This window comes from Pseudomonas granadensis (assembly GCF_900105485.1).
In the GTDB taxonomy this organism is placed as follows: Bacteria; Pseudomonadota; Gammaproteobacteria; order Pseudomonadales; family Pseudomonadaceae; genus Aquipseudomonas; species Aquipseudomonas granadensis.
Genome location: NZ_LT629778.1, coordinates 2,134,137 through 2,160,162, shown reverse-complemented (window position 1 = coordinate 2,160,162; position 26,026 = coordinate 2,134,137). Strand labels below are relative to the sequence as shown.

21 protein-coding genes are annotated in these 26,026 nt (G+C 62.1%); 11 read left to right on the top strand and 10 right to left on the bottom strand.

What is annotated here, in order from left to right:
* The first annotated feature begins 5 nt into the window (after positions 1-5).
* The 8 genes from BLU52_RS09570 (at position 6) to BLU52_RS09535 (ending at position 11,538) form a co-directional block, all read left to right on the top strand.
* Positions 6-950, top strand: coding sequence for a DUF58 domain-containing protein (locus tag BLU52_RS09570; RefSeq protein ID WP_090282951.1), 945 nt, complete (start codon positions 6-8; stop codon positions 948-950).
* Positions 947-1,444, top strand: a complete 498-nt coding sequence (locus BLU52_RS09565) for a DUF4381 domain-containing protein (RefSeq protein ID WP_090282950.1) — start codon at positions 947-949, stop codon at positions 1,442-1,444. Before BLU52_RS09570 ends, BLU52_RS09565 begins: the two co-directional genes overlap by 4 nt.
* The gene (locus BLU52_RS09560; RefSeq protein WP_090282949.1) at positions 1,437-2,516 is read left to right on the top strand and encodes a vWA domain-containing protein; all 1,080 of its coding nucleotides are present in this window, start codon (positions 1,437-1,439) and stop codon (positions 2,514-2,516) included. The genes BLU52_RS09565 and BLU52_RS09560 overlap by 8 nt, the downstream gene beginning before the upstream one ends.
* Positions 2,513-4,252: a tetratricopeptide repeat protein gene (locus BLU52_RS09555; protein ID WP_090282948.1), complete on the top strand. Its 1,740-nt coding sequence runs from the start codon at positions 2,513-2,515 to the stop codon at positions 4,250-4,252. The genes BLU52_RS09560 and BLU52_RS09555 overlap by 4 nt, the downstream gene beginning before the upstream one ends.
* Positions 4,249-5,886, top strand: a complete 1,638-nt coding sequence (locus BLU52_RS09550; RefSeq protein WP_090282947.1) for a BatD family protein — start codon at positions 4,249-4,251, stop codon at positions 5,884-5,886. The genes BLU52_RS09555 and BLU52_RS09550 overlap by 4 nt, the downstream gene beginning before the upstream one ends.
* A gap of 176 nt (positions 5,887-6,062) precedes the next feature.
* On the top strand, positions 6,063-7,307 hold the full coding sequence (locus BLU52_RS09545) for an exonuclease SbcCD subunit D C-terminal domain-containing protein (protein WP_090282946.1): 1,245 nt from the start codon (positions 6,063-6,065) through the stop codon (positions 7,305-7,307).
* Positions 7,304-10,945, top strand: a complete 3,642-nt coding sequence (locus BLU52_RS09540; protein WP_090282945.1) for an AAA family ATPase — start codon at positions 7,304-7,306, stop codon at positions 10,943-10,945. The genes BLU52_RS09545 and BLU52_RS09540 overlap by 4 nt, the downstream gene beginning before the upstream one ends.
* On the top strand, positions 10,942-11,538 hold the full coding sequence (locus tag BLU52_RS09535) for a glutathione S-transferase (RefSeq protein WP_090282944.1): 597 nt from the start codon (positions 10,942-10,944) through the stop codon (positions 11,536-11,538). The genes BLU52_RS09540 and BLU52_RS09535 overlap by 4 nt, the downstream gene beginning before the upstream one ends.
* 85 nt (positions 11,539-11,623) lie before the next feature.
* Here BLU52_RS09535 and BLU52_RS09530 read toward each other — a convergent pair whose 3' ends face one another.
* From BLU52_RS09530 to BLU52_RS09495, 8 genes are all read right to left on the bottom strand, one after another.
* Positions 11,624-11,881 (bottom strand): hypothetical protein, encoded by a 258-nt coding sequence (locus BLU52_RS09530; protein ID WP_090282943.1) that lies wholly within the window; start codon positions 11,879-11,881, stop codon positions 11,624-11,626.
* Positions 11,878-12,090, bottom strand: a complete 213-nt coding sequence (locus BLU52_RS09525) for a hypothetical protein (RefSeq protein ID WP_090282942.1) — start codon at positions 12,088-12,090, stop codon at positions 11,878-11,880. The genes BLU52_RS09530 and BLU52_RS09525 overlap by 4 nt, the downstream gene beginning before the upstream one ends.
* A gap of 296 nt (positions 12,091-12,386) precedes the next feature.
* Positions 12,387-12,566, bottom strand: coding sequence for a hypothetical protein (locus BLU52_RS09520; RefSeq protein WP_090282941.1), 180 nt, complete (start codon positions 12,564-12,566; stop codon positions 12,387-12,389).
* 155 nt (positions 12,567-12,721) lie between these two features.
* Positions 12,722-13,897, bottom strand: coding sequence for a lactonase family protein (locus BLU52_RS09515; protein WP_090282940.1), 1,176 nt, complete (start codon positions 13,895-13,897; stop codon positions 12,722-12,724).
* Positions 13,897-14,196 carry a DUF5629 family protein gene (locus BLU52_RS09510; RefSeq protein WP_090282939.1) on the bottom strand — a complete coding sequence of 100 codons (300 nt, stop codon included), beginning with the start codon at positions 14,194-14,196 and terminating at the stop codon, positions 13,897-13,899. Before BLU52_RS09510 ends, BLU52_RS09515 begins: the two co-directional genes overlap by 1 nt.
* A 170-nt stretch (positions 14,197-14,366) precedes the next feature.
* Positions 14,367-15,947, bottom strand: a complete 1,581-nt coding sequence (locus tag BLU52_RS09505; RefSeq protein WP_090282938.1) for an aldehyde dehydrogenase (NADP(+)) — start codon at positions 15,945-15,947, stop codon at positions 14,367-14,369.
* A gap of 9 nt (positions 15,948-15,956) precedes the next feature.
* Positions 15,957-16,949: an AraD1 family protein gene (gene araD1 / locus BLU52_RS09500; protein WP_090282937.1), complete on the bottom strand. Its 993-nt coding sequence runs from the start codon at positions 16,947-16,949 to the stop codon at positions 15,957-15,959.
* A gap of 155 nt (positions 16,950-17,104) precedes the next feature.
* Positions 17,105-18,427: an MFS transporter gene (locus BLU52_RS09495; protein WP_090282936.1), complete on the bottom strand. Its 1,323-nt coding sequence runs from the start codon at positions 18,425-18,427 to the stop codon at positions 17,105-17,107.
* A gap of 194 nt (positions 18,428-18,621) precedes the next feature.
* On the opposite strand from BLU52_RS09495, the gene BLU52_RS09490 reads away from it, so the two are divergent.
* The gene (locus tag BLU52_RS09490) at positions 18,622-20,358 is read left to right on the top strand and encodes an IlvD/Edd family dehydratase (RefSeq protein ID WP_090282935.1); all 1,737 of its coding nucleotides are present in this window, start codon (positions 18,622-18,624) and stop codon (positions 20,356-20,358) included.
* A 211-nt stretch (positions 20,359-20,569) separates the two neighbouring features.
* Entirely contained in the window at positions 20,570-21,289 is a 720-nt protein-coding gene (locus tag BLU52_RS09485) for a FadR/GntR family transcriptional regulator (protein WP_024013185.1), read from the top strand.
* Between the two features lie 271 nt (positions 21,290-21,560).
* Here BLU52_RS09485 and BLU52_RS09480 read toward each other — a convergent pair whose 3' ends face one another.
* Both BLU52_RS09480 and BLU52_RS09475 read right to left on the bottom strand, forming a co-directional pair.
* Positions 21,561-23,945 carry an efflux RND transporter permease subunit gene (locus tag BLU52_RS09480; protein WP_090282934.1) on the bottom strand — a complete coding sequence of 795 codons (2,385 nt, stop codon included), beginning with the start codon at positions 23,943-23,945 and terminating at the stop codon, positions 21,561-21,563.
* On the bottom strand, positions 23,942-24,985 hold the full coding sequence (locus tag BLU52_RS09475) for a WD40/YVTN/BNR-like repeat-containing protein (RefSeq protein ID WP_090282933.1): 1,044 nt from the start codon (positions 24,983-24,985) through the stop codon (positions 23,942-23,944). Before BLU52_RS09475 ends, BLU52_RS09480 begins: the two co-directional genes overlap by 4 nt.
* A gap of 440 nt (positions 24,986-25,425) precedes the next feature.
* Between BLU52_RS09475 and BLU52_RS09470 the strand changes: the two genes are divergently transcribed.
* Entirely contained in the window at positions 25,426-26,016 is a 591-nt protein-coding gene (locus BLU52_RS09470) for an amino acid synthesis family protein (RefSeq protein ID WP_007917992.1), read from the top strand.
* Positions 26,017-26,026: the final 10 nt, after the last annotated feature.

Sequence of the window (26,026 nt, the reverse complement as noted above, 5' to 3'; positions counted from 1 at the left end):
TCCCCATGAACGCCGCCCTGCCCGCCGAGCCCGGTATCCGCATCAACCTCACCGAGTTGATCGAGATGCGTCACCGCGTGCGCGAGGTGCAGCTGTTTTCCACGCCGAGTCAGCGCAGCCCGCTGATCGGCCTGCATCACTCGAAATTCCGTGGACGCGGCGTCGACTTCGATCAGGTGCGGGTCTATCAGGCCGGCGACGATGTGCGCACCATCGACTGGCGCGTGACGGCGCGCACCCAGGAGCCGCACACCAAGCTGTTCCACGAAGAGCGCGAACGACCGATTTTCATCATGGTCGAGCAAAGCACGCGGCTGTTTTTCGGCTCCGGGCTGATGTTCAAGTCGGTGCTGGCGGCACAAGTGGCCGCGCTGATCGGCTGGGCCGCACTGGGCCATAACGACCGCGTCGGCGGGCTGGTGTTTGGAGACAACGAGCATTACGAAATCAAGCCGCGGCGCAGCAAACAGAGCCTGCTGCAATTGCTCAACCGGCTGGTCAAGGTCAATCAGTCGCTGCACAGCGAGCGTGAGCCGGATCGTGACGCCTTGGGCGTAGCCCTGCGACGTGCGCGCGAAGTGCTGCGCCCGGGCAGTCTGGTGATCGTGATCTGCGATGAGCGTGCGTTATCCGACAGTGCCGAGCAGCAACTGAGCCTGCTGTCGCGACATTGCGACCTGTTGCTGCTGCCGCTGTCCGACCCGCTTGATCACGCCCTGCCCGCCGCCGGGCTTTTGCGTTTTGCCCAGAAAGGCGCGCAACTGGAACTCGACACTTTGAACTTCGACCTGCGCCAGACCTACCGCGCCCAGGCTGAGGCGCGCATCGCTCGTTGGGAATTGCTCGCGCAGAAACTGCGGGTGCTGCTGATGCCATTGAGCACGCAGAGCGAAATGGTCGAGCAGATGCGCGAATTCCTCAATCCGCAGCGGCCGGGGACCGGTCGATGAACGGCCTTGAACAACTGCAGCCGCTGATTTCTCCGCCACCGATCGGCTTCTGGCCGCCGGCGCCGGGCTGGTGGCTGTTATTGCTGCTGTTGCCGCTGCTCGGTTTCGCCGTGTGGAAGCTGCGCCGTTTCATTCCGGTCAGGAAACGCCCGGTGGCGCGCGCCGAACAGCCGCTCGACCCGGTGCGCATCGCCGCCCTCGCCGAACTCGCACAGATGCCCAAGCCCTATGACGGCGCGCCGGCCGGCGCCTGGCTGCAGCAGCTCAACGGCCTGCTTAAACGGCTGTGTCGCAACCACTATCCCTACAGCCAGAGCCACACCCTAAACGGGCGTAAATGGCTGGCGTTCCTCGACAACCGCTGCCCGGCGGCGGGCCTGACTCGCTGGATGGTGCTGGTCGAAGGCGCCTACAAGCCGGAGTGCAAACTCGACGACAAAGCCATCGCCGGCCTGACCCAGGCGGTCGACACGTGGATTCGCAAACATGTTTGAATTCGCCTGGCCGTGGATTTTCGTGCTGTTGCCGCTGCCGTGGCTGATGCGTCTGGTGCTGCCGGTCGCCGACAGTGGCGAGCCAGCACTCAAGGTCAGTTTTCTCGCGGATCTGGAAGGCCTCGCCCGCCGCCGCGCGCGGGCCAATTTGCCGGCGTGGCGGCAACAGGCGCCGTTCATGCTGTTGTGGTTGTTGTTGCTGGTGGCCGCCGCGCGCCCGCAATGGCTCGGCGAGCCGCTGCCGATTGCCGCCAGTGGTCGCGATCTGCTGGTGGCGGTGGACGTATCCGGTTCGATGGACTTTCCTGACATGCAATGGCAGGACGAAGAAGTCAGCCGCCTGTCGCTGGTCCAGCATTTGCTCGGCGATTTCCTCGAAAGCCGCGAGGGCGACCGCGTCGGCCTGATCCTGTTCGGCAGCCAGGCGTATCTGCAAGCGCCGCTGACCTTTGACCGGCGCACGGTGCGCATCTGGCTCGACGAGGCGCGGATCGGCATCGCCGGCAAGAACACCGCGATTGGCGATGCGATCGGTCTGGCGCTGAAACGCCTGCGCCTGCGTCCGGCACAAAGCCGCGTATTGATTCTGGTGACCGACGGCGCCAACAACGGCGGCGAAATCGATCCGCTGACGGCCGCCCGACTCGCTGCCAGCGAAGGCGTGAAAATCTACCCGATCGGTATCGGCGCCAACCCCGAAGACAGCGGCTCCACCGGCCTGCTCGGCGTCAACCCGAGCCTGGACCTCGACGAGCCGGCGCTCAAGGCCATCGCCGACGTCACCGGCGGGCAATACTTCCGCGCCCACGATGGTCTCGAGCTGCAAACCATCAAGGACACCCTCGACCAGCTCGAGCCAGTGACCCAGCAACCGACCCAGGCGCGCCCGGCCCAGGCCTTGTATCACTGGCCGCTGGCCTTGGCGCTGTGGTTGAGCCTGTTATTGGTCGCCCGCGAACTGTGGCCGGACAACCCGCTGCAACGCCTGCTCAACAAGGAACTCAATCTGCAAAGTCCGTTGCCTGACTGGCGCGAGCGGCTCAAGCGCCTGCGCTTGCGGAGGCGTCGATGATCGCGCTCTGGCCGCACTGGTTCCGTCCCTGGTGGCTGCTGTTGTTGCCGCTGCTGGGCTGGATGATCTGGCAGCTCTGGCACCGGCAGAAACGCGCCGGGCGCTGGCAGGTGATTTTGCCGCCAGCCTTTCACGCCACCCTGCTCAGCGGCGGCAATGGCCGCGACAGTAAACTGCCGTGGGTCGCCCTCGGCGTGGCGTGGCTGCTGACAATTCTGGCCCTGCTCGGGCCGAGCTGGCAGCGCGTCGAACAGACCAGCCAGAAACCGGCCGACCCGTTAGTGGTGGTGCTGGAACTGACCGCAGAAATGCTCGCCACCGACTCGCCACCGACGCGCCTGGAACAGGCGCGGCGCAAGCTCTTCGACCTGTTGCAGGCGCGCAGCGATGCGCAGACCGCCATTGTCGTCTACGCCAGCAGCGCCCACACGCTGGTGCCGCTGTCGGATGACCTGGCGACCAGCCGCAACCTGCTCGATGCGCTGAAACCGTCGCTGATGCCGCAAAGCGGTCACCGCGCCGATCTGGCTGTCAGTAAAGCCCTGGCGTTGCTGGAACAGGGTGCGCTCGGCCAGGGACGGATTCTGCTGATCGGCTCGTCACTCGATGAGCAAGAACGCGACGGTATTCGTCGGGCGCTGCGCGGGCAATCGGCGCAACTGCTGATGCTCGGCATAGGCACCGCCGAAGGTGCGCCGATCGCCCAGCAGGACGGCAGTTTCCTCAAGGACGAACAAGGCGCGATTCGCGTCCCGCAACTCGACAGTCCGGGCCTGGCGGCGTTCCTCGACAGCGTCGGTGGCGAATACCATGCCGCACGACTGGACGAGGGCGACCTCGGCGCGCTCGGTCTGCTCAGCGGTCCGCGCAGCCTGCGCGATGACGGCCAGACCGTGCGCCTCGATACTTGGGCCGATCAGGGCTACTGGCTGCTGCTGCCGCTGTTGTTGCTCGCCGCGTGTGCCGGGCGTCGCGGCTGGCTGTTCTGCCTGCCGTTGCTGCTGTGCCTGCCACAACCGAGCTACGCTTTTGACTTTGAGGATCTGTGGCTGCGCCCGGATCAACAAGGCCTGCACCTGCTCAAACAGAAGCGCCCGGCCGAAGCCTCGCAACATTTTGAAGATCACCAATGGCAAGGGGTGGCGTTGTACGAGGCCGGCGACTACAGTGGCGCCGCCCAGCGTTTTGCCGAAGGCAGCGATGCCCGCGCCCACTACAATCGTGGCAATGCCTTGGCGAAAAGCGGCGAGCTGGAAGCGGCGATTGACGCCTATGAACAGGCGCTTGAACTGCAAGCGGATCTGCGTCCGGCGCAGACCAACAAGGCGCTGGTGGAAAATCTGCTCAAGCAGAAAAACGCCCCGCCGCCGGTTGAACCAGAGAGCAAGCCGAGCGAACAGCCAAGCCTGCCCGGCGAGGAATCTTCGCCTGCCAGCGCACCGCCGCCAGCGGTCAGCAGCGAAAGCCCGAGCGAGGCGCAAACGACCGAGTCGCCCGGCGAACCACCACCGACCACGCCGCCGCAGCCCGGCCCCAACGAAGTGCCGGGCAGCAATGAGGCCGAGGAAACGGACACCGTGCCAACCCTGCGCCCGAGCGAGAACAATCTCGAAGGTGAGCAGCGTCAGGCACTGGAACAATGGCTGGGCAAGATCCCGGACGACCCGGGCGAATTGCTGCGGCGCAAATTCTGGTACGAACAGCAACAACATCAGGATCAGGAAAATACTCGATGACCCGCTTCACCGCTCTCTTGCTGCCCCTGCTGCTCTGCACGGCCACCGCCCAGGCGGCCGAGCTGACCGCCAGCGTGGATCGCAGTCGCCTGAACTCCGGCGAGACGGTCGAGCTCACCCTCGAAACGGATGACGTCACACAGTTCGGAAAACCCGACCTGACTGCGCTGGAGCCGCTGTTCGAGGTGCGCGGCACACGCCAGGTCAACCAGCTGAATACCCTCAACGGTGCCAACCGCGCGACCACACGCTGGATCATTACTCTGCTGCCGAAAGAAAACGGCAGCGTGGTGATCCCGCCGCTGCAACTGGGCGAGGCGCAGAGCCAGCCGATCACCGTGCAAGTCATTGAAAGCGACACCCGCGAAAGCAAAAACAGCCTCGACCCGGTGTTCATCGAAGCCAGCCTCGATCAGTCCAGCGTCTATGTGCAGGCCCAGGCGATTCTGACGCTGCGCATCTATCATTCGGTGTCGCTGTACGACGACAGCAGCCTGACCCCGCTGCACATCGCCGATGCGCGAATCGAACAACTGGGCGACACGCGCACCTACGAAAAAGACCTCAACGGTGTGCGCCACGGCGTGATCGAGATGCGCTATGCGATCTATCCGCAGCATAGCGGTTTGCTGACCATCGCCCCGCAGACTTTCAGCGCCACACTGGTCGACACTCAACCGTCTCAGGACACGAATGCGCAGGGGCCGAAGCCGGGCAAAATGATGCGCGTGAGCTCCGCGGAAATCCCGCTGACCGTTAAACCAAAGCCACTGACCTACCCGGTCGACGCGCCCTGGCTACCCGCGCGCAGCCTGAGCCTGAGCGAAAGCTGGAACCCCGAGCCCGAGCACACTCAGGTCGGCGATTCACTGACACGCAGCCTGACCCTGAAAGTCGAAGGCCTCGCCAGCTCGCAATTACCCCCCCTGCCCGCCACCGACGTCGCCGGCCTGCGCCGCTATCCCGACCAACCGGTGCTGAGCAACCAGAGCAGCGAGCGCGGCCTCATCGGCAGCCGCGAAGAACGCGAAGCGCTGGTACCCAATCGCAGCGGCGCGATCGACCTGCCGACCGTCGACGTGGTCTGGTGGAACACCTTCGAAGACCACCTGGAACACAGCAGCCTGCCCGCGCGCACCCTGCAAGTGGCGAACAACCCGAGCCTGCAAATCGACACCCCGGCCGGGAATCTGCAAGTGAACGCCGTCGATAACGATGCGCTGTGGTGGTGGAAACTCAGCACCCTGATTCTCGCCTGCACCACCCTCCTCGGCTTCGGCCTGTGGTGGCGCGCCCGCTGGCAGCCGGCAATCCACCGCGCCGCCCAGACCGGCCCGAGCCCGCGCACGCTGATGGACGACATCAAACGCGCGAGTCAGGCGAATGATCCGCAAGCCACGCGTCAGGCACTGGATGCGTGGGCGCGGCAGCAACCAGAAACGCTGGCGGACATGGCGGCGCGGTTTGTGCCGCTGTCGGATGCGCTGGATGGGTTGAACGGCGCGCTATACAGCGAGACGGGGCAGCATTGGCAAGGTGAGGATTTGTGGCGGGCGATCCGCACGATACCGCCGGCGGAGCGGGTGCAGGATCCGGTGGGTGACAGTGGGTTGCCGCCGCTTTATCCGAAGTGACCGCGCTCACTGTAGCTCGTGGCGATTGTGGCGAGGCCGCACGACTGCGCCTCACGCAGTTGCTTCAGCATTGATCGCCACGACAGCCCTGCCCCGACAATAATCTGTAAACTCTCCCTTCTTTTCGCCGCCGTCATTTTCCAGCGGCCTTCATCTGATTTTTAGCGGAGTCCACCTTGCGTCTGTTCCACACCTCCGACTGGCACCTTGGGCAAAACCTGCATGGCCAGGAGCGCGATTTCGAGCATGCGTGCTTTCTCGAATGGCTGCTGCGCCAATTGCAACTGGCGCAGCCGGATGTGCTGCTGATCGCCGGGGACATCTTCGACACGGTCAACCCGCCGGTCAAAGCCCAGGAACGCCTCTACGATTTCATCGTCAGCGCTCACGAACAGCAGCCGTTGCTGACCATCGTGATGATCGCCGGCAACCATGATTCCGGCTCGCGGATCGAGCTGCCCGCTCCGTTGATGCGGCGTTTGCGCACTCATGCGCTGGGACGAGTGTTGTGGCTCGATGACGGGCAGCTGGACGCCGAACGGCTGCTGCTGCCGTTGCCGGATAAAAACGGTGAAATCGCCGCATGGTGCCTGGCGCTGCCATTCCTGCGTCCCGCTGAAGTGACCGGTGCGCATCTGGGCGACAACTATTTGCGCGGTATCGGTCAGGTGCATGAATGGCTGATTGAGGCGGCCAACGCCAAGCGCCAGTCGGGTCAGGCGCTGATCGCCATCAGCCACGCGCACATGGCCGGCGGTTCGGTGTCAGAGGATTCCGAGCGCAGCCTGATCATCGGCAACGCCGAAGCCCTGCCCGCCAGCCTGTTCGGCGCGAGCATCAGCTACGTCGCCCTCGGCCATCTGCACAAGCCGCAGAAGGTCAACGGCGAGGAGCGCATTCGCTACAGCGGCTCGCCGATTCCGTTGTCGTTCTCGGAAATCGGTTATCAGCACCAGATTCTCGATGTCGTCCTCGACGGTGAAACGTTGGTCAGCGTTGAGCCGAAGCTGATCCCGCGCTCGGTCAATCTGCAGCGCATCGGCCCGGCGCCGCTGGCCGAGATTCTGCTGCAACTGGCCGATCTGCCGAACATCGACCTGCTCGCCGAAACCCAGCGCCAGCCATGGCTGGAAGTGCGCGTGCGCCTCGACGAGCCGCAGCCGGATCTGCGTCATCAAGTGGAAACCGCGCTGCAAGGCAAGGCCGTGCGACTGGTGCGGATCGCCGCTGAATACGCTGGCAACCGAGGCGCTGACGGCGCCGAGGACGGCAGCGCGCTGATCGAACTCGACCAGCTCACCCCGCAGGAATTGTTCAGCCGCGCCTGGCTCGACAACTATGGCAGCGAGGTCGACGAACAAACCCTCAAGGACTTCGCCGAACTGCTGCAAGACGTACAGATGGAGGGCGAGCAGCCATGAAGATTCTCGCCATTCGTTTGAAGAACCTGGCCTCGCTGGCCGGCCCGTTCGAAATCGATTTCACCGCCGAACCGCTGGCCAGCGCTGGCTTGTTTGCGATCACCGGCCCGACCGGCGCCGGCAAAAGTACCCTGCTCGATGCCTTGTGCCTGGCGCTGTTTGGCGCGGTGCCGCGCCTCAACAACACCGGCCGCGACGCCAAAGTCCCCGACGCCGACGGCGAAATCGCCACCGGCGATCCGCGTACTCTGTTGCGTCGCGGTACCGGCGAAGGCTATGCCGAAGTGGATTTTGTCGGTGTCGACGGTCGACGTTATCGCGCGCGCTGGGAAGCCAACCGTGCCCGCGAGAAGGCCGGCGGCAAGTTGCAGGCCAGTCGGCAGAGCCTGCGCGACATCGATCAGGATCAGTTGCTCGCCAGCCAGAAAGGCGAATACAAAACCCAGCTCGAAGCCGCGCTGGGCCTGAACTTCGAGCAGTTCACCCGCGCCGTGTTGCTGGCGCAAAGTGAGTTCAGCGCGTTCCTCAAAGCCGACGACAACGATCGCAGCGAGCTGCTGGAAAAACTCACCGACACCGCGCTGTACACGCGCCTCGGGCGCCGCGCTTTTGACAAGACCAAAGAGGCCCGCGAGGCACACAAGCTGTTGCAGGATCAGGCGAGCGGCGTCACCCCGCTCGCCCCTGAAGCCCGCGCCGAACTGGACGAGCGCTGCAACGCCGCGCAGCAGCAAATGAAGCTGCAACAGGCACAGCTCAAACAACTCGAACAACAGCACGGCTGGCTCAAGGATTTGCGCCTGTTGCAGGATTCGCAGCAAGCCGCCACCGAGCAACTGCACAGCGCGCAGCAGCAATGGCAAGCGCTGGCAGGTGAGCGCGTCAAGCTGAGCCAACTGGAGCAACTGGCGCCGCAACGGCACCAGTTCGCCCGCAAGACCGAACTCGATGCACTGCTCACACCGTTGGCCGCGCAGATCGCCTCGCACACGCAACAACACGTCGAATTGAGCGAGCGCCAGACGCAGTTGGAGCAAACCCTTGAGGCCGCGAAAGTTGCCCTGAGCCAGGCGCAACAACAGCAAAGCGAGAACGCGCCGCTGTTGCGTCAGGCCTTTGAAGAACACAGCACCCTCGCCCGTCTGGTCAAGGAGGTCGCGCAAAGTACCGAGGCCAAACTCGCGGCGCAACAGGCCTGCACCGACGGCCAGCAGGCCATTCAGGCCTTGCAGGAAAAGCAGGCCGAGGCCGCCGAGCGCCTGCAGCGCATCGCCAGCGAACTGGAGCAAAGCGCTCATCTGGCACCGCTGAGCGATGCCTGGAATGCCTACCGCGATCGCCTGCAACAACTGATGCTGATCGGCAACCGCTTGAACCAGGGCCAGGCAGAACTGGCGAGCCTCGAAGACAGCGCCGCTCGCAGCGCTGAAGCTTTGACCGCACAGAAACAGCAACTGGAAGTGTTGTTCAAGGAGGCTGGCGCCGAGCCTGATGCCGTCGCCGAACAGATCGGCCTGCTCGGTACGTTGCTGCAGGACAACCGCAAACAGTTGCGCGCCTTCGAAGATCTGTCGCGCCTGTGGGCCAGCCAGCAGGATCTAGACAAGCGCGCCAGCGAACTGCAACAACGCCTGCTCAGCGCCCAGCAACAACGCGAGCATCTGACCCAGGACGGGGTGAAAAACAAAGCCGAGCTGACCATCGCCGAGCAAACCCTCAACGTCACCCGCGAGTTGCTCGAGCGCCAGCGTCTGGCGCGCAGTGCCAGTGTCGAAGAGTTGCGCGCGCAATTGCAGGATGACCAGCCCTGCCCGGTCTGTGGCAGCAACGAGCATCCGTATCACCAGCCTGAAGCACTGCTGCAAAGCCTCGGTCGTCACGACGAAAGCGAGCAGGCCAATGCGCAGCAGGTGGTCGATCAGCTCAAGGAAAAACTCGCCGAATTGCGCACCGAAGTCGGTGGCGTGATTGCCCAGCAGAAAGAACTGCTGCAGCAGCAGGAGCAACTGGCCGCGCAGCAACAAGCATTGGCGCCAAGCCTCGAGGCGCATCCGCTGGCCGTACAATTGCTCAATCAGGACACGGCCAAGCGCGACGCCTGGCTGACCCGGCAAAACGAGCAACTGAACCAGAGCATCAGCCAGGACGAACAGCGCCAGAGCGCCCTGCTCACCCTGCAACAGGACGCCGCGCGCCTCACTCAGCAACTGCGTCAGGCCGAAACCGCGCATCAGCAAGCCGCGCAGCAATTGAGCAACCAGCAGCGCGAACTGAGCAGCGACCGTCAGCGTCTCGACGAAGAACTCGCCGCGTTCGCCAGTCTGCTACCCGCTGATACCCTCGAAGCCTTGCGCCAGGAGCCGGCCGCGACGTTCATGCAGCTCGACCGGCAGATCGCTGAGCGTCTGGCTCAGCTCGATCAGCACAAGGAGGAACAGGCCGAACAGTTGCAGCGCCACCAGACGCTGGAAAAGGAACAGGACCGCCAGCAGACCCGCGCCCAGCAATTGCACAGCGCCGAGGCGCAACTCAACGGCTTGACCGAACAGCAGCAGGCCTGCCAACAAAAACTCGCGCAACTGCTCGGCGAACACAGCAGCGCCGAGCAATGGCAGCAGCAGCTCGAACAGGCGGTTGAACAGGCGCGCAGCGGCGAAGCCATTACCGCGCAGGAACTGCAAAGTGTGCGCACGCAACTCGTGCAGATCGCCGCTGAACTCAAGGCGCAGCAGGAACGCTTGCAAGCGCTGCAAAGCGAAGATCAAGACCTGCGCGGCAAGATCGCCGATTGGCGGGGCCGTCATCCGGAACTGGATGACCAAGGTCTCGAAGCCCTGTTGCAGATCGACGACACGCAACTCAGCGAATTGCGCCAGCGTTTGCAGCACAACGAAAAAGCCATCGAACAGGCGCAGGTGTTGTTGCAGGAGCGCGACCAGCGTCTGCTCGATCATCAGGCACAACACAACGGCAACCTCGATGCCGAACAACTGGCCAGCGCCCTCGCCGACCTGCAAAACCACTTCGCCGTCAGTGAGCAGCAATGCGCCGAACTGCGCGCCGAACAGGTCGAAGATCAACGGCGGCAGAACGCCAATCAGGCTCTGGCGCAGCAGATCGCCGACGCTTATGCCGAATATCAGCGCTGGGCGCGCCTCAGTGCGTTGATCGGCTCGGCCACCGGCGACACTTTCCGCAAGATTGCCCAGGCCTACAACCTCGATCTGCTGGTGCATCACGCCAACGTGCAATTGCGCCAACTGGTCAAACGCTATCGCCTCAAACGCGGCGGCAGCATGCTCGGCCTGCTGGTGCTGGACACGGAAATGGGCGATGAATTGCGCTCGGTGCACTCGCTGTCCGGCGGCGAGACGTTCCTGGTGTCGCTGGCGCTGGCACTCGGGCTGGCGTCGATGGCCTCGAGCACGCTTAAAATCGAATCGCTGTTTATCGACGAAGGCTTTGGCAGCCTCGATCCGGAATCTCTGCAATTGGCAATGGATGCCCTCGACGGCTTGCAGGCGCAGGGCCGCAAGGTCGCGGTGATCTCTCACGTGCAGGAAATGCACGAGCGCATCCCGGTGCAGATTCAGGTGCAGCGCCAAGGCAATGGTTTGAGCACACTGGAGGTGAAATGAACACGTTGTATTCCTTCCGCCGCTGCCCGTATGCGATGCGTGCGCGGATGGCCTTGCACTACTCAGGCGTGCCGGTGGAGATCGTTGAGGTCAGCCTCAAGGACAAACCGGCCGAGATGCTCGCACTGTCGCCGAAAGGCACGGTGCCGGTACTCAATGCCAATGGCCAGGTGATCGATGAAAGCCTGGCGATCATGCACTGGGCCCTGGAGCAGCATGATCCGGACGACTGGCGCCTGAAGAACGATCCCGGCGCGGAGCTCGTTACGAACATGCTGATCGAGACCAACGACACGCAGTTCAAGACCTCACTGAATCACTACAAGTACGCCGAGCGCTACCCGGAAAAACCGATGGAGGTCTATCGCATGGAATGCGAAATGATCGCCCACTCGCTGGACTTGATGCTGGCGGATCAGGACTACTTGCTCGGCGATCAACTCAGCCTCGCCGACATCGCCCTGCTGCCGTTCATTCGCCAGTTCGCCCATGTCGATCGCGAATGGTTTGCGCAGACGCCGTACGTGGCGTTGCAGGGATGGTTGCAGCGGTTGCTCGAGTCCGAACTGTTCACCTCGATCATGAAGAAGTAGCTCGACGTTAGATCGGACGCCGAGTGTCCGGGGCTGCATTCCTTTGCTGCGCGTGGGAACGATCATCACGCCCAGCGCGGCTCGATCAGGCCAGCACCTGGCACATGCCCAGCGCCATGCAATCGACTTCGAACGGGCCGAGGAAGTCCACTGCGACCTTGGCCGGGGGATTTCCGGCCATCAGCCCGAGCGTATTGGCGCGTTCAATGTTGTGGGCGATGCTGTGATTGACTTCGATGGCCCGGGCCAGCGCGCCGACCGAGCCTTGGCCGATACCCAATAACGAAGTGCCGTTGGTGAAGAACGCCAGACCGGCGATCACCCAGAGTCTGTAGCCTTTCATGCGCCGCCGACTCCTGCGAGTTCGGCCCGATCGACCATCACGCTCTGCGAGCGCACTTCGAACTGGACACCGGGATGAGCGACGTCGATTGGCGCGTCGAAGCTGTGTTCCATCTGCGAGGCGATGCTGACGAACAGCACCACGGCCAGGTACACACCAATGGCCAGATAGGCGCCGCGTTTGGCGGAGTGAAGGATTGCGCTGGCCATGGTGTTCTCCCGTAGGCAGGTTTCGATGCCCACAGAATCAATCAAAAAAGCCGAGGCAACCACTCAGGGTTTGCCATAGTAAACATCAGCTTCGTTGATTATTTACCCGGTCTATTCCCTCGCTTGAAGAAACCTATAACCCGATGCCGCCCATTACTGATCGGTCCCACGCTCTGCGTGGGAACGATCGGGTTCTGAGCGTGCGCGCAAAAGAGGGCCGTCGAAGGCTGCGATCTTTTGACGTTGAAGATCAAAAGATCGCAGCCTTCGACAGCCCCTTCAGGGTGACGGGAATTTCAGGCTTGGGTTTTGTGATCCAGCGCGGCGTAGAAGTTGGCGCTCTGTTGCAGGTATTTCTGGGTGTAGCTCTGGGTGTGGGATTTTTTCTCGGCGATTTCGACGTTGGCACCGGCAGGCAGTACCACGGTGGCGGAAATGGCGGAGGCGGCGATAACGGAGAAGAGATTGAAGTTCATGGCGGTAACCCTCGTGTTCGTTTGCTTGGTTTGCCCGGTCGGGCTGTGAAACAAACGTAACGCTGCAGGGTTGCCGCTTGAAATCTTTTGTAGCATTAGCCGATATCAGCGTAATTAATACAAAGACGCAGGCCCCGAATAACGGGGCCTGTGGCTTATTGTCGCACTAGAAACTTCAGGTCGCTGGGCGCGTCGATCGGCAGTTTCTGCACGGTTTTGCCGAGCAGACCGGTCTTGCCATCGCGTTCGACGACAACAATCTCGTTACTCTTCTGGTTGGCGATCAGCACGAACTTTCCGCTCGGATCGAGGGCAAATTCACGCGGATGGTCACCTTCCACCGAGCGCTTTTGCAGCTCTTTCAACTGACCGCTGGCCGGATCGATGGCAAACACCACCAGTTGATTGGCGGTGCCACGGTTGCTGACGTAGAGAAACTTGCCGTCTGCCGAGGCATGCAGCGCAGCGCCGGCCTTGTCCGAGGTCGGCTGACCGGCGGCCAGGTCGACCAATTGCGTCTGGGTCAGCACACCATCCTTGTAGTCGAACACCGCGACCTGCGCGCTCATTTCCATGGTCAGCCAGGCATGTTTGCCGTCGGCGCTGAACAGCAGATGACGCGGGCCGCTGCCGGCTGGCAACGCCACCGACGGCGTCTTGGCAGGTGTCAGCGGCAGGTGCGGATTGGCTTTCGGGTCGAATTGATAGATGAAGATCTTGTCCGCGCCCAGGTCGTTGGAGAACACGTAGCGGCCATCCGGCGAGGACACCGTCGAGTGCACGTGGTTGGACGCCTGACGTTCAGGATTGACCCCGCTGGCCGGGTGCGCGCTCATCTGCACCACCGGCTGGAGCTTGCCGTCGGCGCCGACCGGCAACACCGCCAGGGTGCCGCCCGGATCTTCCACCACCGAATAGTTGCTGACGAACAAATGGCTGGCGTCAGCGCTGAGGCTCGAATGGGTCGGCTCGTTGCCCAGGCTCTGCACCTGATTGATCAGGCTCAGGGCGTGGGTTTCAGGATCGATGGCGAAGCTGCTGACGCGGCCGACCGGGTCCTGCTGGCCCGGACCGTTTTCGTTGACCACGAACAGGCGTTTCTGGTCCCTGGACAGGGTCAGCCACGATGGGTTTTCGGTCTTGACCACTTGCAGCGGCTTGGCGGCGATCTGCCCGGTGGCGCTGTCGAAGCTCATCCGGTAAATGCCTTCGCTGCTGCCGGCGGTGTACGAGCCGACCAGCAACTGGAAGTTTTCCGCGTAGGCGCTGGAAAAGCCCATCGCGCCGACGCTGCCGGCCATCAGCAGCGGCCAGAAATTACGCATTTTCATTATTGTTCATCCTCATCGTCGCTGCTGCTGACTACATCGCCGAGGCAGACCAGGCGGTGTTCGCCCGTGGTTTTGGTGTGGCTGGCGTAACCGATGATCAGCCAACTCTGCAGTTCTTCATCAAAGGTCGCAGCCTCGACTTGTGCCGGGGTGAATTCCCAGTGTTTGGCCTCGCGACCATCGATGCATTCGATGTGCAGGTTGTCGTCCTCGTCGAGGGCGAATTCGAAGGCGTGCAGGCCGTCGATTTCGACCATACCGCAGTGTTCGAGGGCGTTGAGAAGGGTTTGGGCAGTCATGGCAAACAGTCTTTCTTGGGGGGGAAAGGGCCAATGATAGCTTAATGTCGCGCCGTCCCCTTGTAGGAGTGAGCCTGCTCGCGATTGCGTCGTGTCAGCCGACATCTTGATTGACTGACTCACCGCAATCGCGAGCAGGCTCACTCCTACATGGGGATCATGGGTGGGCTTTAGATCGCCTCACGCGATGGCTTGCCATCCACCAGTCGTTGAATGCGCAACGGGTTGGCGTTCTTCAGCGGCTCGGGCAGCAAGCTGTCCGGGTAGTTCTGGAAGCACACCGGGCGCAGGAAACGGTCGATCGCCAGCGTGCCCACCGAGGTGCCGCGCGCATCGGACGTCGCCGGATACGGACCGCCGTGGACCATCGAATCACACACCTCGACACCGGTCGGGTAACCGTTGAGCAGGATGCGCCCGACTTTCTGTTCGAGCAGCGGCGTCAGTTCGGCGAACTGTTCGAAGTCTGCCGGCTCGCCGATGATCGTTGCGGTGAGTTGCCCGTGCAGGCCGTGCAGCGCAGCGCTGAGTTGCGCCTGATCGGCCACTTCAACGACGACCGTGGTCGGGCCGAACACTTCTTCCTGCAGCACTTCATCGCCGTTGATCAACAGGCTGACATCCGCTTTGAACAGCTGCGGTTGCGCCTGATTGCCCTGCTGCGAATTGCCGGCCAGATGCTCGATGCCGCTGTGGCCCAGAAGTTTTTCCAGGCCTTTGCCATAGCTGCCGAGGGTGCCGGCGTTGAGCATGGTTTGCGCCGGCTGATCGCCGATCGCTGCAGCGACCTGCTGCACAAAGGCGCTGAACTGCGGCGAGCGGATGCCGATGACCAGACCCGGGTTGGTGCAGAACTGTCCGCAGCCCTGCACCACCGAAGCGGTGAGATCGCGGGCGACGGTTTCCGAACGCGTCGCCAGCGCTTGCGGCAGCACGATCACCGGGTTGATGCTCGACATTTCGGCGAACACCGGAATCGGTTGCGGACGCGCCGCAGCCATATCGCACAGCGCGCGGCCGCCCTTGAGCGAACCGGTGAAACCGACGGCCTGAATCGCCGGGTGCTTGACCAGCCACTCGCCGACACCGCCGCCATAGATCATGTTGAACACGCCGGCGGGCATGCCGGTTTTTTCCGCTGCGCGAATGATCGCGTCGGCGACCAGCTCAGCGGTGGCCATGTGGCCGCTGTGGGCCTTGAATACCACCGGGCAACCGGCGGCCAGCGCCGCTGCGGTGTCGCCGCCGGCAGTGGAGAACGCCAGCGGGAAGTTGCTCGCGCCGAATACGGCGACCGGGCCGAGGCCGATGCGATATTGACGCAGGTCCGGGCGTGGCAATGGCTGCCGAACGGGCAACGCCTGATCGATGCGTGCGCCGTAAAAATCGCCGCGACGCAGGACCTTGGCAAACAGACGCATCTGCCCACTGGTGCGACCGCGTTCGCCCTGAATGCGCCCGGCCGGCAGTGCGGTTTCGCGACAGACCACGGCGACGAAATCATCGCCGAGGGCGTCCAGCTCATCGGCAATCGCGTCGAGAAACTGTGCGCGGCGTTCAGCGCTGAGGCTACGATAGGCCGGGTGTGCAGCGGCGGCTGCCTTGGCGGCGGCGTCGACCTCTTCAGCGGTGGCCTGGATGAAGTTGTGCGGCAGTGCTTCGCCGGTGCTGGCGTCGACCGATTGCAGTTTGACGCTGCCAGCGGCACTGCGCTGACCGCCGATGTAGTTGTGACCGAGAATCTGAGTCATGAGATCTCCTTAAAGGGTGCCAATGCTGTCGGGGGCAAACACTGCGTCGATCGGCACGATACCATTGACCAGCGGTGCGCCGAACTCAGCCTGACTGATTTCAAACACGTCGCCCGGTTGGGTGCGAATGCCGTCGGCGAACGACAGCGTCGCGGTGCCGAAGAAATGAATGTGCACGTCGCCCGGACGCAGGAACTGCCGGTATTTGAAGTGGTGGTATTCGAGATTCGCCAGGCTGTGGCACATGTTGGCCTCGCCGCTGAGGAATTCGTTCTGCCACAGCACTTCACCGTCACGCAGGATGCGACTGGCACCTGCAAGGTGTTGAGGCAATTCACCGGTGCGAAGTTCCGGACCATAACTGCAACTGCGCAATTTCGAATGCGCCAGGTACAGATAGTTCTTGCGTTCCATGACGTGATCGGAGAACTCGTTGCCTACCGCGAAGCCGAGGCGATACGGCTTGCCGTCGTGACCGATGACGTAGAGGCCGGCCATTTCCGGCTCCTCGCCCGCGTCTTCGGCGAACGGCGGCAGCGGGAACGGCTGGCCCGGGCGCACGACGATGCTGCCGTCACCCTTGTAGAACCACTCCGGTTGCACACCGGCCTGCCCTGCCGCCGGTTTGCCACCCTCCAGACCCCATTTGAAAATGCGCATGGTGTCGGTCATCGCAGCTTCGTCGCCAGCCTGCTGGTGCATTTTGTCCCGCGCCGAGGCGCTGCCCAAATGGGTCAGGCCGGTGCCGCTGACCAGCATGTGCGCCGGGTCCGGGTGATCGAGTGGCGGCAGGATGCGCAGCTCGGCGAGCAGTTCGGGGTAATCGTGATCGGCGCCGAAACCGAGGGTTTGTACGTGCTGCTCCAGCGTGTTGCGCGCCTCGATGGCAGCCAGCGCCAGATCGCGCACGCTGCGCGCGCCCTGCACTTCACGGACCTGACCGTTGTCGACCACGCCGACGCGGCGCTCGCCGTTGGTTAATTCGAATTGCACCAGATGCATGTTGTTCTCCTTTAAACGAATCTCAAGAACGCTATAAATCTTTGTGGGAGCTGGCCTGCCAGCGATAACGGTGTGTCAGTCAGCGAAAACTTCAGGATTAGACCGCAATCGCTAGCAGGCTAGCTCCCACAGGGGATCTGTGTTGCTTTCAGAATTCACGTGCGGGTCGCACCGCGGGCACTGGCAGCAAACTGCTCAACCGGCAGCACATGCTTACGCTCCAGCACGCGATATACGATGCCGGTCAGAATCAGCCCGAACACCATCACCCCGGAGAGGAAGTACAGCCCCGAAGCCAGGTTGCCGGTGTATTCCTTCAGCGCGCCGATCACGAACGGCCCGATGTACCCGCCCAGATTGCCCACCGAGTTGATCAGCGCGATCCCCGCCGCTGCGCTCGCGCCGGCAAAGAAACGCCCCGGCAAGGTCCAGAACACCGCCGTGCAGGAAAACAACGCAAAAGCGACCAGACACAGCGCCGCCAGTTGTGCCACCGGCATCGATAGCCACGCACTCATGAACAAACCAATCGCGCCCAGCACATACAAAACGGCGAGGTGCCCGTAGCGATCATTCAAGCGGTCGGAGCTGCGCGGAATGATCAGCAGGCCGATGATTCCGAAGATGTACGGAACCGAGGACACGAAACCGGTGACCAGGTCGCTGCCGCCAAACTGCTTGATCAGCGTCGGCAGCCACAGGCCGAGGCCGTAAATGCTCAGGGTCACTGGCAGGTAGAACAGCGCCAGCAGCAACACGCGCTTGTCCTTCAGAGCGTGCAACGGGTTGCCGTGACGTGTCTGGCCGTATTCCTGCAGATCCTTTTTCAGTTCGCCGGTCAGCCAGTCTTTCTCAGACTGATCCATCCATTTCACTTGCTGCGGGCCGTCCGGCAACCAGCGCAGCACCGGCCAGGTCAGCAGGACTGCCGGGGTGCCGATGACGATGAACAGCCACTGCCAGCCGTGCAGGCCGAGAATGCCGTCCATGCCGAGCAAACCGCCGGACACGGGACCGGTGATCATCATCGCGATCGGTTGCGAGAGGATGAACAGGCCGAGGATCTTGCCGCGATGGCGCACCGGGAACCACTGGGTGATGTAGTACAGCACGCCAGGAAAGAAGCCCGCCTCGGCCGCGCCGAGCAGGAAGCGCATCACATAGAAGCTGTGCGGCCCCTGAACGAAGGCCATGCCGATGGTGATGGCGCCCCAGGTAATCATGATCCGCGCGAACCAGCGCCGCGCGCCAAAGCGTTCGAGCATCAGGTTGCTGGGGATTTCGAGCAGGAAGTAACCAATGAAGAACAGCCCGGCGCCCAGGCCATAGGCCGCGTCGCCAATGCCGATGTCGGCGCCCATGTGCAGCTTGGCGAAGCCGACGGCGGAGCGATCCACATAGGCGATCAGGTACAGCAGGATCAGGAAGGGAATCAGTTTCAGTGTGATGCGCCGGATAAGCCGCAATTCCTGGCTCATGAGATCGGTCTCCGATTGTTGTTTTTATAGAACCTCGGGGGACGCCTCTCGCTGCACAGCTGCCAGGGCCATCCCTCCGTCGAAAACGACTATATAGTAATACTAATTACGCAACAACACTTCCAAAGCGGCGAATTTGCGCTTATGTTAGGCCATCGCTGGAACACTATAGTCATACAATAAGAGAATCGATCATGGCTGATAAGAAACCCACCCTGCGCTCCGCCCAATGGTTTGGCACGGCCGACAAGAACGGCTTCATGTACCGCAGCTGGATGAAGAATCAGGGCATCGCCGACCATCAGTTTCACGGCAAGCCGATCATCGGCATCTGCAACACCTGGTCGGAGCTGACGCCGTGCAACGCGCACTTCCGCCAGATCGCCGAGCACGTCAAACGCGGCGTGATCGAAGCCGGTGGTTTTCCAGTGGAGTTTCCAGTGTTCTCCAACGGCGAATCGAACCTGCGCCCGACAGCCATGCTCACCCGCAACCTGGCGAGCATGGACGTTGAGGAAGCGATTCGTGGCAACCCGATCGACGGCGTGGTGCTGCTGACCGGCTGCGACAAGACCACCCCGGCGCTGCTGATGGGCGCGGCCAGTTGCGACGTGCCGGCGATCGTTGTCACCGGCGGGCCGATGCTCAACGGCAAGCACAAGGGCAAGGACATCGGCTCGGGCACGGTGGTCTGGCAGCTCAGCGAACAGGTCAAGGCCGGCACCATCACCATTGACGATTTCCTCGCGGCCGAAGGCGGCATGTCGCGCTCGGCGGGCACCTGCAACACCATGGGCACTGCGTCGACCATGGCCTGCATGGCCGAAGCACTGGGCACTTCCCTACCCCATAACGCAGCGATCCCGGCGGTGGATGCGCGCCGTTACGTGCTGGCGCACATGTCCGGCATGCGTGCGGTGGAAATGGTGCGTGAAGACCTGAAATTGTCGAAGATCCTCACCAAGGAAGCCTTCGAAAACGCCATTCGCGTCAACGCCGCCATCGGTGGCTCGACCAACGCCGTGATCCACTTGAAAGCCATTGCCGGGCGCATCGGCGTCGAACTTGATCTGGACGACTGGACGCGCATCGGTCGCGGCATGCCGACCATCGTCGACCTGCAGCCTTCCGGGCGCTTCCTGATGGAAGAGTTCTACTACGCCGGCGGCTTGCCAGCGGTGCTGCGTCGCCTCGGCGAAGCCAATCTGATCCCGAATCCGAACGCACTGACCGTCAACGGCAAATCGATCGGCGAGAACACCAAGGACGCGCCGATCTACGGCGAAGACGAAGTGATCCGCACGCTGGACAATCCGATCCGCGCCGACGGCGGTATCTGCGTACTGCGCGGCAACCTCGCGCCACTGGGTGCGGTGCTCAAGCCGTCCGCCGCCACCGCTGAACTGATGCAGCATCGCGGCCGCGCCGTGGTCTTCGAGAACTTCGACATGTACAAAGCGCGGATCAACGATCCGGAGCTGGACGTCGACAAGGATTCGATTCTGGTCATGAAGAACTGCGGGCCGAAGGGTTATCCGGGCATGGCCGAAGTCGGCAACATGGGCTTGCCGGCCAAACTGCTGGCGCAGGGTGTGACCGACATGGTGCGCATTTCCGATGCGCGGATGAGCGGCACCGCTTACGGCACGGTGGTCTTGCACGTCGCGCCGGAAGCGGCGGCCGGCGGGCCTCTGGCGACGGTGAAGGAAGGCGACTGGATCGAGCTCGATTGCGCCAGCGGGCGTCTGCACCTGGACATTTCCGATGCCGAACTGGCCGCGCGCATGGCCGACCTGCAGCCACCACAGCAATTGCTGGTGGGCGGTTATCGTCAGCTGTACATCGACCATGTGCTGCAAGCGGATCAGGGTTGCGACTTCGACTTCCTGGTCGGCTGTCGTGGCGCCGAAGTACCGCGCCACTCGCACTAACAGCCCGGCATCATAGCCTGCATTGGAATGCATTCCCCTGTAGGAGTGAGCCTGCTCGCGATCGCGGTGTGTCAGTCAGCAATTGTTCAGCTGACACACCGCGATCGCGAGCAGGCTCACTCCTACATTTGGTTTTGTGTACTCCCTCAAGATTGTCTGGTGCCTGCTATGATGCGCGGCATCTCCATCGCTCAGGATCGCGCCGCTCCCCATGGATTACCGCAAACCCTCCGACCGTAAAAGCATGCACTCGCGCATCGTCCAGGAACTGGGCATGCAGATCGTCTCCGGACGCTTTTTGCCCGACGACAAACTGCCCGCCGAAGCCCTGCTCTGCGAGGAGTACGCGGTCAGCCGGCCGGTGTTGCGCGAAGCCACGCGGGTGCTGGTGGCCAAGGGACTGGTGTACTCCAAACCGCGCGTCGGCACGGTGGTCAAGGCGCGCCGCGAATGGCACATGCTCGACCCGGACGTGCTGCACTGGCTGATGCAAAGCAGCCCGCAGAATGAATTCTTCAACGTCCTGACCAGCGTGCGCAGCATCATCGAACCCGCCGCTGCCGCCCTCGCCGCCCAGCACGCCACGGATGCCGACATCGCCGCCATCAATGAAGCGTATCAACGCATGGAAGCGGCGCCGACGCCGGAAGCCTTGTTGCAGCCAGACCTGGATTTCCACAGCCGGATCGCCGATGCCACGCACAATGATTTGCTCGCGAATCTGTGCAACATGCTCGCGGTGGCGATTGCCGAGGCGTTGAAGCATTCCAATCAGCGGCCGAATCTGCATGAGCTGGCGTTGCCTAGGCATAAGGCGATTCTGACTGCCATTGAAAACCGCGATGCGTTGGGTGCGCGGCATGCGACGCTGGTGCAGCTGGATGATGCGCGAAGTGCGTTGAGTGTGGTGCTTGGCGCTGAGCTTTCTTAAGGCTTCAGACCGCCTGCCCTCACCCTAGCCCTCTCCCAGAGGTAGAGGGGACCGACCGAGTTGTGTTTCGTCATACGTCGACCTGAATAACCGAGTCGATTATGGGATTCACAGCAGAGCGCTCAGGTCGCTGCAAATATCCAATATCCCCCAATCAATCCCCTCTCCCTCCGGGAGAGGGCTAGGGTGAGGGGCCTTTGATCTTGATCTTCACCCCAAAAAAAAGCCGCAACCCCTAAAGGTTGCGGCTTTGTCGTTTCAGCCAATCAGATCAATGCGCAAACAACGAATTCCCCTTCTGCCCCGCCAGCTTCTCCGGCTTGATCAGGAACTTCGCCAGCGCCGGCAGCAGCCACAGCGCACCAAACATGTTCCACAACAACATGAACGTCAGCATCAGACCCATGTCGGCCTGGAACTTGATCGCCGAGAAGATCCAGGTGCACACGCCGATCGCCAGGCACAGGCCGGTGAACAGCACGGCTTTACCGGTCGACTTCAGCGTCTGGTAATAGGCTTCCTGCAACGGCAGGCCGGCACGCAGGAAACTTTCCAGACGGCTGTAGATGTAGATGCCGTAGTCGACGCCAATCCCCACCCCCAGCGCCACCACCGGCAACGTCGCGACTTTGACGCCGATGCCCATGAACGCCATCAGCGCGTTGCCGAGGACCGAGGTCAGCACCAGCGGCAGGACGATGCACAGGGTTGCCGCCCACGAGCGGAAGGTGATCATGCACATCACCGCCACGCAGATGTACACCAGAATCAGGATGGTCAGCTCGGCCTGTTTGATGACTTCGTTGGTGGCCGCTTCGATCCCGGCGTTACCGGCGGCGAGGATGAATTCGAGGCCGTCCTTGTTGTTCTCCCTGGCGAATTCCTGCACCGCGTTCACCGCACGATCGAGGGTTTCAGCCTTGTGATCGTTGAGGAACACCAGCACCGGCGCCAGTGAGCAACTGTTGTTGTAGAGACCGTCGGCGCGGGCGATCGAGTTGTTCAGCACGTCCGGGTTGCGCGACAGGGTTTCCCATTTCAGGTTGCCCTCGTTCATGCCCTTGATCATCTGCTTGGACACGGTCACCAGCGAGATCGCCGACTGCACGCCCTCGGTGTTCTGCATCTTCCACATCAACTGATCGATCGGCGCCATGGCTTCGTAGCGCGAGCAGCCTTCGGCCTTGGTCTTGACCATCACCACCAGCACGTCGGAACTGGTCGAGTAGTTGCTGATGATGAAGTTGTTGTCCTTGTTGTAGCGCGAGTCCGGGCGCAGTTCCGGCGCGCCCTGGTCGAGATCGCCGATTTTCAGGTTCTGGCTGTACCAGAGGCCGCCGCCGAAAGCGATCAGCGCCAGCACCACCGAGATGCGTGCGACTTTCGGATTGGCGAAGTTCGACAGCAGGCGCCAGAACGGGTGCTCGCGGTTCGCGTCTTTCTTGCTCTTGGCGATTGCGCGCTTGCTGATGCCGACATAGGAAATCGCCACCGGCAGCAGGATCAGGTTGGTAAAGACGATCACCGCCACACCAATGGACGCGCCAATCGCCAATTCACGGATCACACCGATGTCGATGATCAGCAAGGTAATGAAACCCACCGCGTCGGCGAGAATCGCGATCATCCCCGGCAGGAATAACTGCCGGAACGTGCGGCGCGCGGCAGTCAGCGCGTTGTCGGCCTCGCTGGATTGCAGGGCGATCCCGTTGATCTTCTGTACGCCGTGGGAAATACCGATGGCGAAGATCAGGAATGGTACCAGCATTGAATACGGATCGAGGCCGAAGCCGAAGAAGTGCATCAAGCCGAGCTGCCAGACCACCGCCACCAGCGTCGTACTCAACACCGCGATGGTGCTGCGCACGCAGTTGGTGAACCACAGCAGCAGGATCAAGGTGATGACGAAGGCGACGCCGAAGAACAGCACCACCATCACCAGACCATCGATCAGGTCGCCGACCTTCTTGGCGAAACCGACGATGTGGATCTTGACGTTGGGGTTCTGTGCTTCGAACTTGTTGCGGATCTTGTCTTCGAGTTCATGGGAGAACTGGCGGTAGTCCAGCGCCAGCAACTTGCCCTGATCCTGCGGGTCGGGATAAGACTCGAGCAGCGGGATGTCGACGATGCTCGACTTGAAATCGTTGGCCACCAGGCGCCCGACCTGGCCGGACTTGAGCACGTTGTTGCGCAGCAGATCGAGGCTGTCCTGCGAGCCGTTGTAGCTCTGCGGGATCACTTCACCACCGGCGAAGCCCTCTTCGGTCACTTCGGTCCAGCGCACGCTCGGGCTCCACAGAGACTTCAGCCCGGAGCGGTCGACGCCGGAGATGTAGAACACCTCGTCGTTGATCTGCCGCAGGGTCTCCATGTACTCCTTGGAGAAGATGTCACCGTCGGTAGCTTCCACCGAAATACGCACGGTGTTGCCAAGGTTCGCCAGATCGTTGCGGTGTTCCATCATCTTTTCGATGAAGGGATGCTGCAGCGGGATCATCTTTTCGAAACTGGTCGACGGCCGGATCAGCGTGGCCTGCCAGAACAGAAAGACGCTCACCACCAGACAGATCAGAATCACGGCCGGGCGGTTGTTGAAAATCAGGCGCTCGAGGAACGTCGCCTTTTCCTGCTGGGGAGTGATCAAGGAAGTCATAGGCCCGCCTTCTTGTTATTGGTCTCGGCACCGTTTGGCTCGGTGAGGTGCACCCCGCCCTGCCCGCTCAGTATCAGATTGCCGTCGCTGGTCGCGGCGACCGACGACAGCGAAATGCGATCCGGGCGGTTGAACACGCTGAAGGTCTCGCCGTTATCGCTGCTGCTGATCACCGAGCCGCCGTTGCCAACGATGACGATCGAACCGTCCGCAAGCAGCGTGCCGCCGGACAGGCCGAACTCCAGCGCACCGCGCGCGGCTTTCAGCTCGACCTGCTCCCAGTTGCTGCCGAAATCGGTGGAGCGGTAGAGGTTGCCGCGCAAGCCGTAGGCCAGCAAGGTCTGCGCTTGCGCCGTGCCGATCACGCCGAACAGCGAACCTTCGTACGGGCCTTCGAGCTTTTCCCAGGTCTGGCCGTCATCGGCCGAGCGGAACATGCTGCCCGACTCGCCGACGATGAACAGCCCGGCGTCCTTTACGGCAGCGATAGCGTTGAGGTGGAACTGGTCTTCGTTGTCGAGGCGGTCGCTGACGTCTTGCCAGTCCTTGCCGCCGTCGGTGGTTTCCAGCAGCGTGCCGTAGGCGCCCACGGCAAAGCCGCTGTTGGCGTCCTTGAACCAGACGTCGAGCAGCGGCGATTCACGTTTGAGGTCTTCGAATTGTTTGGTCCAGGTTAGACCGCCGTCTGCACTGGCGAGGATCTGCGCGTCATGGCCGACCGCCCAGCCGTGCTGGTCGTCGACGAAATACACTGCGGTGAGCAGTTGCCGGGTCGGCACTTTGGCCTGGGTCCAGGTTTTGCCCTGGTCATCGGAATAGAGAATGTGCCCACGGTCACCGACTGCGACCAGACGCGTGCCGGCATGGACCACATCGAGGATCAGGCTTTTCGCGGCCTTCGCCGATTCGGTGGCATACACCCCATCGGCAGGTGCCTCGGCGGCGATGACGGGCGCCGAGAGTGTGGCAAAACCCAGCAGAGAGAGTGCTGTGACCAGCAACGCGGTGTTGCGCAACGCCGGCGGGCGGCAACGACTCATAGACCTTCCCCTATTTATTATTGTTGGGCCATCAGGCCTTCAAGGGCGCCGCAAGGGTGCTGCGATGATGGCTGATCAGAAGCATAGTCCTGAAACCCGCCATCCAGAGCCCCTTCGGAAGCTGGCTCATCCTATCGGGCTTTCGAAACGTCTGACAATCGGCGCCACGTTATCTTTTGTTAACCGCATCGCCGACGCATTCCCCCGTGTAGGAGTGAGCCTGCTCGCGATAGCGGTGTGTCAGTTAGCAAATCATTGGCTGACACACCGCTATCGCGAGCAGGCTCACTCCTACAGGGGGGTGGCGGTAGTTTCGGGATTTGAATAGACGACCATTCGCCGGGGTGATGCGGCAAAAGTGCGTGGAGGGACTTGCACGATTGGTATTATGGTATACCATCAGACGCACAGACACTCTCAATCCCCCTACGGAGCAGCTCATGAGTTTCGAAATCCGCAAGATCGTCAGCTATGTCGAAGAAACCTTTATTGAAGGCGGCAAAGCCACCGACAAGCCTGTGACCATGGTTGGCCTCGCCGTGGTGATGAAGAACCCTTGGGTGGGCAACGGTTTCGTTGAAGACCTCAAGCCGCAGATCCGCGCCAACTGCTCCGATCTCGGCGCGCTGATGGTCGAGCGTCTGGTCGGCATCATTGGCGGCGCGGAAAAGATCGAGGCTTACGGCAAAGCCGCGGTGGTCGGCGCTGACGGCGAGATCGAACACGCCTCCGCCGTGATCCACACCCTGCGCTTCGGCAACCACTATCGCGAAGCGGTCAACGCCAAAAGCTACCTGAGCTTCACCAACAAGCGCGGCGGCCCGGGCACCTCGATCCAGATTCCGATGATGCACAAGGACGACGAAGGTCAGCGTTCGCACTACATCACCCTGGAAATGCAGATCGAAGACGCCCCGCGTGCCGACGAAATCGTCGTGGTGCTGGGTTGTGCCGACGGTGGTCGCCTGCACCCGCGCATCGGCAACCGCTACATCGATCTGGAAGAACTGGCCGCCGAAAAAGCCCAGTAACCACAATAAA

Excerpts from the sequence above, each read along its gene's own strand:
- BLU52_RS09495 (WP_090282936.1), bottom strand. The coding sequence starts at position 18,427 with ATGAGCCAGGAATTGCGGCTTATCCGGCGCATCACACTGAAACTGATT.
- BLU52_RS09560 (WP_090282949.1), top strand. The coding sequence starts at position 1,437 with ATGTTTGAATTCGCCTGGCCGTGGATTTTCGTGCTGTTGCCGCTGCCG.
- BLU52_RS09535 (WP_090282944.1), top strand. The coding sequence starts at position 10,942 with ATGAACACGTTGTATTCCTTCCGCCGCTGCCCGTATGCGATGCGTGCG.
- BLU52_RS09510 (WP_090282939.1), bottom strand. The coding sequence starts at position 14,196 with ATGACTGCCCAAACCCTTCTCAACGCCCTCGAACACTGCGGTATGGTC.
- BLU52_RS09475 (WP_090282933.1), bottom strand. The coding sequence starts at position 24,985 with ATGAGTCGTTGCCGCCCGCCGGCGTTGCGCAACACCGCGTTGCTGGTC.
- BLU52_RS09565 (WP_090282950.1), top strand. The coding sequence starts at position 947 with ATGAACGGCCTTGAACAACTGCAGCCGCTGATTTCTCCGCCACCGATC.
- BLU52_RS09485 (WP_024013185.1), top strand. The coding sequence starts at position 20,570 with ATGGATTACCGCAAACCCTCCGACCGTAAAAGCATGCACTCGCGCATC.
- BLU52_RS09570 (WP_090282951.1), top strand. The coding sequence starts at position 6 with ATGAACGCCGCCCTGCCCGCCGAGCCCGGTATCCGCATCAACCTCACC.
- araD1 (WP_090282937.1), bottom strand. The coding sequence starts at position 16,949 with ATGCATCTGGTGCAATTCGAATTAACCAACGGCGAGCGCCGCGTCGGC.
- BLU52_RS09525 (WP_090282942.1), bottom strand. The coding sequence starts at position 12,090 with ATGGCCAGCGCAATCCTTCACTCCGCCAAACGCGGCGCCTATCTGGCC.
- BLU52_RS09520 (WP_090282941.1), bottom strand. The coding sequence starts at position 12,566 with ATGAACTTCAATCTCTTCTCCGTTATCGCCGCCTCCGCCATTTCCGCC.
- BLU52_RS09530 (WP_090282943.1), bottom strand. The coding sequence starts at position 11,881 with ATGAAAGGCTACAGACTCTGGGTGATCGCCGGTCTGGCGTTCTTCACC.
- BLU52_RS09550 (WP_090282947.1), top strand. The coding sequence starts at position 4,249 with ATGACCCGCTTCACCGCTCTCTTGCTGCCCCTGCTGCTCTGCACGGCC.
- BLU52_RS09470 (WP_007917992.1), top strand. The coding sequence starts at position 25,426 with ATGAGTTTCGAAATCCGCAAGATCGTCAGCTATGTCGAAGAAACCTTT.
- BLU52_RS09540 (WP_090282945.1), top strand. The coding sequence starts at position 7,304 with ATGAAGATTCTCGCCATTCGTTTGAAGAACCTGGCCTCGCTGGCCGGC.
- BLU52_RS09490 (WP_090282935.1), top strand. The coding sequence starts at position 18,622 with ATGGCTGATAAGAAACCCACCCTGCGCTCCGCCCAATGGTTTGGCACG.
- BLU52_RS09515 (WP_090282940.1), bottom strand. The coding sequence starts at position 13,897 with ATGAAAATGCGTAATTTCTGGCCGCTGCTGATGGCCGGCAGCGTCGGC.
- BLU52_RS09555 (WP_090282948.1), top strand. The coding sequence starts at position 2,513 with ATGATCGCGCTCTGGCCGCACTGGTTCCGTCCCTGGTGGCTGCTGTTG.
- BLU52_RS09505 (WP_090282938.1), bottom strand. The coding sequence starts at position 15,947 with ATGACTCAGATTCTCGGTCACAACTACATCGGCGGTCAGCGCAGTGCC.
- BLU52_RS09480 (WP_090282934.1), bottom strand. The coding sequence starts at position 23,945 with ATGACTTCCTTGATCACTCCCCAGCAGGAAAAGGCGACGTTCCTCGAG.